The organism is Streptomyces sp. NBC_01241, assembly GCF_041435435.1.
GTDB lineage: Bacteria > Actinomycetota > Actinomycetes > Streptomycetales > Streptomycetaceae > Streptomyces.
The window spans coordinates 360,117-369,349 of sequence record NZ_CP108494.1 but is presented as its reverse complement, the minus strand read 5'-3'; the positions used below and the strand labels follow the sequence as shown (position 1 = coordinate 369,349).

The window sequence follows — 9,233 nt, the reverse complement described above, 5'->3', positions numbered from 1 at the left end:
CGGATCCGGAGTAGCGGAACCGAAGGAGCAGAACCGGAGTTGAAGGACCTGAGGAGAGGGACCGGAGGGGAAGGACCGGCGTACTCAGGCCCCTGAACGCCGGGAGCGCCGTCGGGGCGGAAGCGAAGGCGCCCGCCACGGATTCGATCCGTCCGTGGCGGGCACCAGAGACCCGACACCACAAGTACCGTCTGTGAAAGGATGTTTGACATGTCGACTGACGTGCCCGAGCTGCGGGCGTCGCACGGTGACCGTGACCGCGTCGTGGAGGTTCTGCGGATCGCCGCCGGAGACGGCCGGCTCACCTCCGAGGAGCTCGAGGACCGCGTGGAACGCGCGCTGACGGCGCAGACGCAGGGCGAGCTGGCCGCGCTGGTCGCGGACCTGCCGGCCGAAGCCCTGACGGCGGAGGACCTCGTCGTGGAACAGCGCAGCGGCAACTGGTCACGGGCCGGCCAGTGGACGGTTCCGCAGCACATCACGGTGAAGACGCAGATGTGCCGGGTCACCCTCGACTTCACCGATGCGGTGATCACGTCGAGAACGCTGCGCATCGACGTGGACATAAAGCACGGCAGGATCGTCATCGTCGGCGCGCCCGACATCGCGATCGACACCGACCAGCTCAACCTGACGTTCTCCCAGGTGAAGCGTGCCTCGAAGGATGTCGTCGCCGACCCCCGCCTCCGTATCCAGCTGGTCGGAACGCTCCAGCACGCGAAGGTGGTCGAGCAGCGGCCGTGAGCCCGGGCCCGTCAGCCGTCACACCGCACGCGGTGAGAGCCGGGTCCGCGTCTATCATGATTGGTGTTTTTAGGCCCTTTGGCCTAGTGGTTTTTGGTTGGTCCGACTGGCCTATACCCGTCCGGCGGTAAGGCGGCCGTCGAAGCGGCCGGTTGCGGTGCCGGACGACCTCAAGGTCGCCCTCGCTCCGGTTTCCTGGCTGTGGGCAGGGCTTGGCCGCGAGTCCACCGGTGAGTGGCTGGCTACGGCAGTGCGCCTGGAGCTGGTGCGGCTTCGCGGTCTTGTCGGCGACGAGCACGCAGACCGGCGACTGGCGGAACGGATCAATCGCCGCCTGGACCGGCAAGGGACCCGCCCGGTTCAGAACTTGGCCGGCCGGCTGCTCAAACGCGGACTGCCGCAGCAGGCCGCGTGCTGGTCGACGTTGTGCGACGACGGGTTCCGGACCGACACCGGCGGCAGTGAGAGCTGCACCTGCCGGATCGGCGATCGGCGTGCTCTGCACACCGTGGTGGCGGCCCGTGTTGTCGCTGAGCATCCGCACCTTCCGCCGGGGGAGTGGCGGGCCGCCTACGAGGGCGAACTGCGGGCAACGGTCGAGTACCAGGCCGCGATGGATCTCGTGCGGCGCGAGCAGACGGCCAGGCAGCAGATCGCCTACCGTGCTGCGGTCGACGAGCAGAAGGCGCAGATCACGGTGGCCAAGGCGGAGCGGGCGGCACAGCCGTGCGCGGACTGCGGCCTGTCCGACGCCGCTGGGCTGTGCATGACGTGCACGTTGCGGCGGGAAACTGCGGCCGTGGTGGACCAGGCGGTGGACATCACGGTGGCGTTGCGAGCCGACGTCGACGATCCTCAGGGCCTGGCAGAGCTGACCGAGACGGTGGCGCGGGACACTTGGGCGTACGTGCACGGGTCCCAGGTACCGGAAGGGTTCGACCACCCGACGTCGCGGGCGTACGCTGAGCGGCAGATGGCCAAGCTGGTGCTGGAGGCACGCCGCCGGCGGGCGTTGGAACGGCTGCGGGACTCGAAGCCTGCCGAGGCCGCGTACGTGAAGCGGATGGCTATGCGCGGGATGTCTCCCACTGAAAAAAACCGCAAGCGGGCCGAGACGGCCGCAGACAAGGCCCGGACGCGGGTGGCGGAGGAGCTGCTGGGTGAGTTCCTCGGCGATCTTTACCGGGCCCGGGCCACGGCCGTGCCGCGAGAGCCGGTGCGGGCGTGGAACGAGCGGTGCGCCGCGCTCGCGGTCCGCCCTCTCACCGAGGACCAGGCCGTGGCCGAAGTGGTGGGAGCGTCGTGATCCGGGCCGGTGTTCCTCACGATGTGGGTCTGTGCGGCCCGGGCGGATTCGACCATGGCAGGGCGGGTGACCAGGGCATACGCCTTGGTCTCCTCGCTGCTCCAGCCCTCGGCCGGGGATTTGGCCGTGGGATACCAGCGGCTGGTGACGGAGTCGTCCCATCCGTCGCCGGGTTCGACCTACCAGGGCATTGCCGCCTGCATCGTGTGCAATTCGGCGTGAACTTCGTGCAGTTCACGGCGTGCTCTCTGGGCCGGCCCACCCGGCTGCGATGCAGATCGCGGCATCTTTTTCGGCGGTGGGAGCAACCGAGGGGCGCGACACGAACGCGGGCCCCCTTCTACGGTGTGCGCGATCGGACACCGCCTGTCCGTCTCCGACAGAGAGATGACCGGTGTCCGGCGGAAGGAATGGATCTGGTGACCGCGATCGAAGGGAGAACCGTGTCCCGGCCCGCGCACGCTGCTGAACCCCTACTGCACGGGGGCGCCAAGCAGCGGGGTGCGGTACCCGAAACCCGTACCGCACCCCTGATGAAAGAAGAAGGGTGGACCCGCTCGCTCGGGACCGGCCGGCGTGCTCAGCCTGCTGCGAAGGCGAGTACGACGTTCTGCCCGCCGAACCCGAAGGAGTTCGTGAGCGCCAGGTCGACCCGGCAGCGCCGGGCCTCCTTGGCCACCACGTCGACCTCGATCTCCGGGTCCTGGCTTTCGAGGTTCGCCGTCGGCGGGATCAGCCCGTTCTCGAGCGTCAGCACCGTCAGCGCCGCCTCGATCGCCCCGGCCGCGCCGAGCGTGTGCCCGAGGGTGCCCTTGGCCGACGTGACCGCGGGGCCGGTACCGAGGCAGCGGGCCAGGACCCTGGCCTCGGCCAGGTCGTTCAGCGGCGTCGACGTGCCATGCGCGTTGACGTGGTCCACGTCGGACGGAGCGGCGCCGGCCTCGGCGAGTGCGGCGCGGATGGCTCGCTCCACACTGGTGCCGGTGGGGTCGGGGGCAGTCGCGTGGTACGCGTCGGCGGAGGCACCGTAACCGACGAGCCGGGCCCGGACGCGGGCGCCGCGGGCCTCGGCGTGGTCGGCGCGTTCGAGGACCAGGATGCCGCTGCCCTCCCCTATGACGAATCCGTCGCGGCCGGCGTCGAACGGGCGTGACGCCGCCGCCGGTGATTCCGTACGGGTCGACAGTGCGCGCATCTGGCTGAAGCCGGTGACGATGAGAGGTACCACCGCGGCGTCGGTGCCGCCCGTCAGGACGATGTCGCAGACGCCCTGGCGCAGCATGTCGCGGGCCACGCCGATGGCGGTGGCCCCGGAAGCGCACGCCGTGGCGGTCACGAGGTTCGGGCCGGTCGCCCGGAAGCGGATACCCAGGTGCCCGGCGACCATGTTCGGGATCAGCATCGGCATCAGCATCGACGACACCGTCTCGGGCCCGTCGTTGTCGAACTTCCGGTACTGCGTCTCCCACGTGCCCGCACCGCCCACGCCGCAGCCGACGACGACGCCGACCCGGGCGCCGTCCCACGTGGCCGGATCCAGTCCGGCGTCCGCGACGGCCTCCTGCGCGGCGATGAGCCCCAGCTGCACGAACCGGTCGTACTGCATGGTCGTGCGACGGCCGAGCAGTGCCCGGGCGTCGAAATCGGGGACCCGACACGAGAAGTCGACCGGCAACCCGGCCAGCGCCGGGTCGGTGGCAGCGGTCGGCACCCCGGCGCACACCGCGCGCCAGGTCGCTTCGGTGCCGACGCCAGCGGCGGTCACCAGCCCCAAACCCGTGACGACGACACCGGTGGTCATGACGCCGGGTTGAGCTGGGCGTCGATCAGCTTCACGACGTCGGCGACCGTGCTGCGCGGGGTCGCGTCGTCCTCGCCGATCTCCACGTCGAGGTCCCGCTTGATGACCAGGCCGAGTTCCACCAGGAACAGCGAGTCCAGTTCGAGCTCCTCGAAGGTGATGTCCGGGCGGACCTCCTCGGGCTGCACCTCGAACTGGTTGACCAGTATGTCGGTGAGCCGGTCGTACGTGTTCTTCATCAGAGTGCTCCTCATCAGCAATCGGTAACCATCGCTCGGCTAGTCGCAGAGCACGAGATCGGGCCAGGTCAGCAGCGCCGAACCCCAGGTGAAGCCCGCGCCGCACGCGGTGAGCAGGGTCTGCTGGCCGGGCCGCACGGTGCCGTCGGCGACGCCGTGGAGCAGCGCCAGCGGGATGGAGGCGGCCGCGGTGTTACCGACGCGGTCGATGTTGGTCACGACGCGGCCACGGTCGATGCCCAACTGGTCGGCGAGCTGGTGGACGATGCGGATATTGGCTTGATGGGCCACCAGCCGGTCGACATCGGCGACGCCCCGGCCGGCGCGCTCCAGCACGGTCTGGCACGAGGCGGTCATCCGCATGACGGCGTGCTTGAACACCTCGCGGCCGGCCATCGTCAGATACCGCTCGCCGTCCCGCTCCGGCCCGTCGGACAGCCGCTGCCGGGAACCACCGCCGTTGACCTCGATGAGTTCGGCGTCGGCGCCGTCGCTGCCCAGATCGATGTGGCCGATCGCGCCCGGCTCGTCGGGGGCGCCAGCCCGCAGGACCACCGCGCCGGCCCCGTCGCCGAAGATGGGAGCCGTCCCGCGGTCAAGGGGATCGACGATGCTGGAGTACGTCTCGGCGCCGATGAGCAGCACCCGGTCGGCGACGCCTGTGGTGATCAGTCCAGCTGCGCAGGCGAGCCCGTACACGAACCCGGTGCACGCGGCGTTGAGGTCGAAGGCGGCGGCGCCGGCCAGGCCCAGCCGCGTCGCGACTTCGGGGGCGGTGGCCGGGCAGATCCGGTCGGGCGTGGTCGTGGCCAGGACCACGGCGTCCATGTGCGGCTCGCCCGAGGAGACCAGGGCTCGCGCTCCAGCCTCGACGGCGAGGTCGGAGGTCGCGGAGCCGGGTTCAGCGAAGTGGCGGCGCGCGATGCCGGTACGGGTGCGGACCCAGTGGTCGGAGGTGTCGAGTTCGGCTGGCAGGTCGTCGTTCGTCACCACCCGAGGAGGCAGCCAGCCCCCCAGGCCACTGATGACCGCGGCACGCGTCATGCGCCAAGGATGCCAGCAGGCGCTGAAAGTCGGCTGAAGGATCTCTGACGCGCAGCCGCTTTCAGCACTCCTTCAGCAGCCTGTCAGCAGCTGGTCAGAGCATGGGCAGCGGAGTGCGCGAGCATGATTGTGTGAGCGAGGAGACGACTATGGACGAACCCGGTTACCTCGAAGCGCACGTAGCCGTGCAACGGCGCTTCCCCGTCCAGCGGACGGGGAACGGGAACGAGAGACCGGTGCCCCCGAAGGCGCCCGGCACCACCGCCGACAAGATCGCCGACCTGCGGGCCAGGCGCGAGGCGGCCCTGCACGTCCCCGACCGCACGGTCCGCCGCCTCGCCCGGTTCGGACGGATGACGGCCCGGGACCGCCTGGAGTACCTGCTCGACCCGGACTCGTTCGTGGAGACCGGCCTGCTCGCCCGCCACCGCTCGACCGGCTTCGCCGCCGACACGGCGCGGCCGAGCGGCGACGGCGTCATCACCGGCTACGGCACCGTGGACGGCCGCCGGGTGTGCGTCTACGCCCAGGACGCCCTGACCCTGGGCGGCAGCGTCGGCGAGGTCTTCGGCGAGAAGGTCGGCAAACTGCTCGACCTCGCCCTGCAGACAGGTTGCCCGGTCATCGCGATCAACGACTCCAGCGGCGCGCGCGTCGCCGAGGGCGTGCTGTCGCTGGCCGCATACGGCCGCGTAGCCAACAAGGTGGTCACCGCGTCCGGCGTCATCCCACAGATCTCGCTGATCATGGGACCCTGCGCGGGCGGCGCCGTCTACGTGCCGGCCTGCACCGACTTCGTTGTGATGGTCGCCCGGACCTCGCACATGTTCGTCACCGGCCCGGACGTCATCCGGACGGTCACGGGCGAGACGGTCCGCATGGAGGACCTCGGAGGCGCGCAGGTGCACGCCACGGTCGCCGGCAACGCGCACTACATGGCGGACAGCGAGGCTGAGGCGCTCGACTACGTACGGGACCTGCTGTCGTTCCTGCCGTCCAACAACCTGGGCGAGGCGCCGGCGTACCAGAACACGGCGGTCCTGGACGTCACCCCCGACGACCTCGAGCTCGACTCGATCCTGCCCGATGCGCAGCGCGAGACGTTCGACATGGTCGAGGTGATCGCGCGCGTGGTCGACGATGGCGAACTACTGGAGGTGCACCCGGATTTCGCGCCGAACATCATCTGCGGCTTCGGCCAGATCGAGGGGCACACCGTCGGCGTCGTGGCCAACCAGCCGCGGCAACTGGCCGGAGCTCTCGACATCGCGGCGGCCGAGAAGGGGGCGCGGTTCATACGGTTCTGCGACACGTTCAACATCCCCATCGTGACGTTTGTGGACGTCCCCGGCTTCCTGCCCGGCACCGCCCAGGAGCATCAGGGCATCATCCGGCGCGGCGCCAAGCTCGGCTTCGCCTACATCGAGGCGACGGTGCCGAAGGTGACCGTCATCGTCCGGAAGGCGTTCGGCGGCGGGTACGCGGTGATGGGCTCCAAGGAGCTCGGCGCCGACATGTGCTTCGCCTGGCCCACCGCATGGATCGGCGTGATGGGTGCCGCCAGCGCTGTCGACATGCTGTGCCACCGCGAACTCGGCGCCGCCGACGATCCCGGCGAACTGCGCGAGGAGCTGATCGAGCAGTACGAGGAGACGGTGCTGACCCCCTACATGGCGGCCGAACGCGGCAGCCTTGATGACGTCATCCTGCCGTCGGAGACCCGGCTGACCGTGATGCGCGCACTCAGGGCGTTGCGTAACAAGCGTGTGACACTGCCGCCCCGCAAACACAGCAACATCCCGCTGTAGGAAGCGGGATGTCGCTGAGGAAGTGCGCGGAGCCGACTACCGCAGACTCCGCGCGAAGGCCCGTGCGGCCCACGGCATCGAGAGGATCGCCAGAGCGCCGACGACGAGGATGCTCTGCCAGATCACGTTGCTGCCCAGCTCATCGGCGAACAGCGCATCGACATCCTCACCAGGGGCGTTGCCCAACTACCCTGGTGGCGGCGGCAGAAGATCCTGTTCCGGATGGACCGGGCCGGATTCTCCCACCACCTGCTGGACTGGAGCGCGGGCGGAGGGCCAGCCCCACGTTCCGCTGGGAGTACTCCGTCGGCTGGTACCTCACCGAGCGCGAGCAGGCCACCATTGAGATCGTGGACCGCAAGAAGCTGTGACAGCCGACCACCGGCGAGGGCGGCCACGTCCGTGAGGACGCGTTCGTCGCCGACATCACCGGCCTGCTCGCCGACATCACCGGCTGGCCGAAGAGCCATCGGGTGATCGCCCGGAGGAGCCGCTGCGCCCCCCCGCTGCCTCAAGGACGCCTCCGACTACGAGATCAAGCAACAGGTCCGCTACCGGACCTTCGCCACCAACAGTCGCCGCGGTCAGATCGCCCACCTCGACGCCCGGCACCGCAAGCACGCCCGCGTCGAGCCGCGACAGCAAGGCGTCCGGGATGGGCCTGCTGCCCTCCCACGAGACGAATGTCAATGCCGCCTGACTGACGGCCACGACCTTCGCGCCTGGCTCCAACTTCTCGCGCTGGACGGCGAGGAGGCCAAGGCCACCCCCAGGACACTGCGCTACCGCATCCTCCACGTCCCCGCCCGCCTGGTGCGCGGCCGGCGCAAACGCCGCCTGAAACTCTTCGAAACCGGACTCCGGACAGCCGCGATCGTGCGGGCCCTCACCCGCATCCTCGCTCTGCCCCACCCCACCTGAACGGCACGAACCGCCCCGCCGGGCACCGAGAGGAGGACACCCGCGGTCACCGGGCCCGTGGGACCCGGCGCGATCCGGCACGCCAGCCGACGCGCACCCCTGACCGGCACTGCCCCGGACAGGGATCAACACGGCATCACAGGCACAAGATCAACCGGCCGACTCGGTGAAACGACGAGGTCGGGACCGAGGAAGCCGAAGATCTCGCCTTTGTCGACGGACATTTCGACGCTGCATACGGCTTAGACGGTATAAGTCTGTCCGCAGTATTTGCCTTTGCAGGACTTATGTAATCCGATGGTCTCGATCATACCGGTCATTTCTCGAACATTCGGCTGGCGTCGTCCCGGCATGAGCGGCCACGTTAACCCGACGGCTTCCGTCGGCACAATGGTCTGAAACCCCTAGCGGCCCGCGGAAAGCGATGGGCGATCCCGGGGTAACCCCTAGACCGGGGGCGGGAAGCAGTGGGGTCGGCTGGTGGATATACGGGGCAATGGCTGCTTGACGATGCTGTACGGTTCCGGCAAGCATGGGCTTCGTCGATCATTCGTCGGCATACCACTGACAACGATGGCCAGGCGGAGAGTCCTGATGGAAATAACAATTCTCGGCCCGCTGACGGTGATCGGGAAGAGTCGTCTCCCGGTGGGTGGCACCAAGGTGCGCGCCATCCTCGCACTGCTCGCCCTCAACGCCGGCTCCGTCGTGTCCTGCCAGGATCTGGCCGACGAACTGTGGGACGACTGCCCGCCCCGCACGACCAAGAACACCCTGCAGGCCCACATCGCCCGGCTGCGCCGACTGCTGGAGGGCGCCGGCCGTCCGGACGCGCTGCAGACGGTGAGCCAAGGCTACCTGCTGGACTTGAGCCCCGACGCGATCGACGCAGAACGCTTCCACCGCCTCGCTTCCAGCGGCGCCCAGCGCGTCGCCGACCACCCGCAGGCCGCAGTCGAGCACCTCGAACAGGCGCTGCGCCTTTGGCGGGGGCCGGCCCTGCTCGACGCCGGTCCGGGCGCGCGCTGCCGGTCCGCGGCGCTGTGGCTCAACGACAGCCGCGTCGCCGCGCACGAGAACCTCATGGCCGCGCGGCTGGCCCTCGGCGACGAGCGCGCGGTCGCCTCCGAACTGGAGAGCCTGGCCGCCCAGCATCCGCTGCGCGAGGGGCTGCACGACCTGCTCATGCTCGCGCTCTACCGGGCCGACCGGCAGGCTGACGCGATTGAGGTGTTCCACCGGCTGCGCCAACGCCTCCGCGACGACCTCGGCCTGCAGCCCGGCCTGCAGGTCCAGCGCCGGTACCGCGCAATCCTCGACCAGGACCCGGCGCTCACTACGCCACTGCGCGCCGCGTAGCGGCTGAGGAA

11 protein-coding genes are annotated in these 9,233 nt (G+C 69.7%); 6 read left to right on the top strand and 5 right to left on the bottom strand.

Annotated elements, in window-relative coordinates:
• The first annotated feature begins 210 nt into the window (after positions 1-210).
• The 3 genes from OG306_RS01790 (at position 211) to OG306_RS01780 (ending at position 2,272) form a co-directional block, all read left to right on the top strand.
• Positions 211-744 (top strand): DUF1707 SHOCT-like domain-containing protein, encoded by a 534-nt coding sequence (locus OG306_RS01790; RefSeq protein ID WP_266752858.1) that lies wholly within the window; start codon positions 211-213, stop codon positions 742-744.
• A gap of 157 nt (positions 745-901) precedes the next feature.
• Complete coding sequence (locus OG306_RS01785; RefSeq protein ID WP_266752860.1) at positions 902-2,050, top strand: hypothetical protein; 1,149 nt, start codon at positions 902-904, stop codon at positions 2,048-2,050.
• A 66-nt stretch (positions 2,051-2,116) separates the two neighbouring features.
• Positions 2,117-2,272 carry a hypothetical protein gene (locus OG306_RS01780; protein WP_327259569.1) on the top strand — a complete coding sequence of 52 codons (156 nt, stop codon included), beginning with the start codon at positions 2,117-2,119 and terminating at the stop codon, positions 2,270-2,272.
• Between the two features lie 358 nt (positions 2,273-2,630).
• Here the strand turns inward: OG306_RS01780 and OG306_RS01775 are convergent, their stop codons facing one another.
• Genes OG306_RS01775 through OG306_RS01765 form a run of 3 tightly spaced genes read right to left on the bottom strand, consistent with a single transcriptional unit; the run spans position 2,631 to position 5,134 of the window.
• Entirely contained in the window at positions 2,631-3,851 is a 1,221-nt protein-coding gene (locus OG306_RS01775; protein WP_266752862.1) for a beta-ketoacyl-[acyl-carrier-protein] synthase family protein, read from the bottom strand.
• Entirely contained in the window at positions 3,848-4,090 is a 243-nt protein-coding gene (locus OG306_RS01770; RefSeq protein ID WP_266752864.1) for an acyl carrier protein, read from the bottom strand. Before OG306_RS01770 ends, OG306_RS01775 begins: the two co-directional genes overlap by 4 nt.
• A gap of 39 nt (positions 4,091-4,129) precedes the next feature.
• Positions 4,130-5,134, bottom strand: coding sequence for a beta-ketoacyl-ACP synthase III (locus OG306_RS01765; RefSeq protein WP_266752866.1), 1,005 nt, complete (start codon positions 5,132-5,134; stop codon positions 4,130-4,132).
• A 149-nt stretch (positions 5,135-5,283) separates the two neighbouring features.
• Here OG306_RS01765 and OG306_RS01760 point away from each other — a divergent pair, with 149 nt between their 5' ends.
• On the top strand, positions 5,284-6,942 hold the full coding sequence (locus tag OG306_RS01760) for an acyl-CoA carboxylase subunit beta (RefSeq protein WP_266752868.1): 1,659 nt from the start codon (positions 5,284-5,286) through the stop codon (positions 6,940-6,942).
• Positions 6,943-6,978: 36 nt separating this feature from the next.
• On the opposite strand, the gene OG306_RS01755 is transcribed toward OG306_RS01760, so the two are convergent.
• Positions 6,979-7,128, bottom strand: a complete 150-nt coding sequence (locus OG306_RS01755) for a hypothetical protein (RefSeq protein WP_266752870.1) — start codon at positions 7,126-7,128, stop codon at positions 6,979-6,981.
• 8 nt (positions 7,129-7,136) lie between these two features.
• Here OG306_RS01755 and OG306_RS01750 point away from each other — a divergent pair, with 8 nt between their 5' ends.
• Entirely contained in the window at positions 7,137-7,313 is a 177-nt protein-coding gene (locus tag OG306_RS01750) for a hypothetical protein (protein ID WP_266752872.1), read from the top strand.
• 76 nt (positions 7,314-7,389) lie between these two features.
• Here the strand turns inward: OG306_RS01750 and OG306_RS01745 are convergent, their stop codons facing one another.
• Positions 7,390-7,854 (bottom strand): hypothetical protein, encoded by a 465-nt coding sequence (locus OG306_RS01745; protein ID WP_266752874.1) that lies wholly within the window; start codon positions 7,852-7,854, stop codon positions 7,390-7,392.
• Positions 7,855-8,457: 603 nt separating this feature from the next.
• On the opposite strand from OG306_RS01745, the gene OG306_RS01740 reads away from it, so the two are divergent.
• Positions 8,458-9,222 carry an AfsR/SARP family transcriptional regulator gene (locus tag OG306_RS01740; protein ID WP_266752876.1) on the top strand — a complete coding sequence of 255 codons (765 nt, stop codon included), beginning with the start codon at positions 8,458-8,460 and terminating at the stop codon, positions 9,220-9,222.
• Positions 9,223-9,233: the final 11 nt, after the last annotated feature.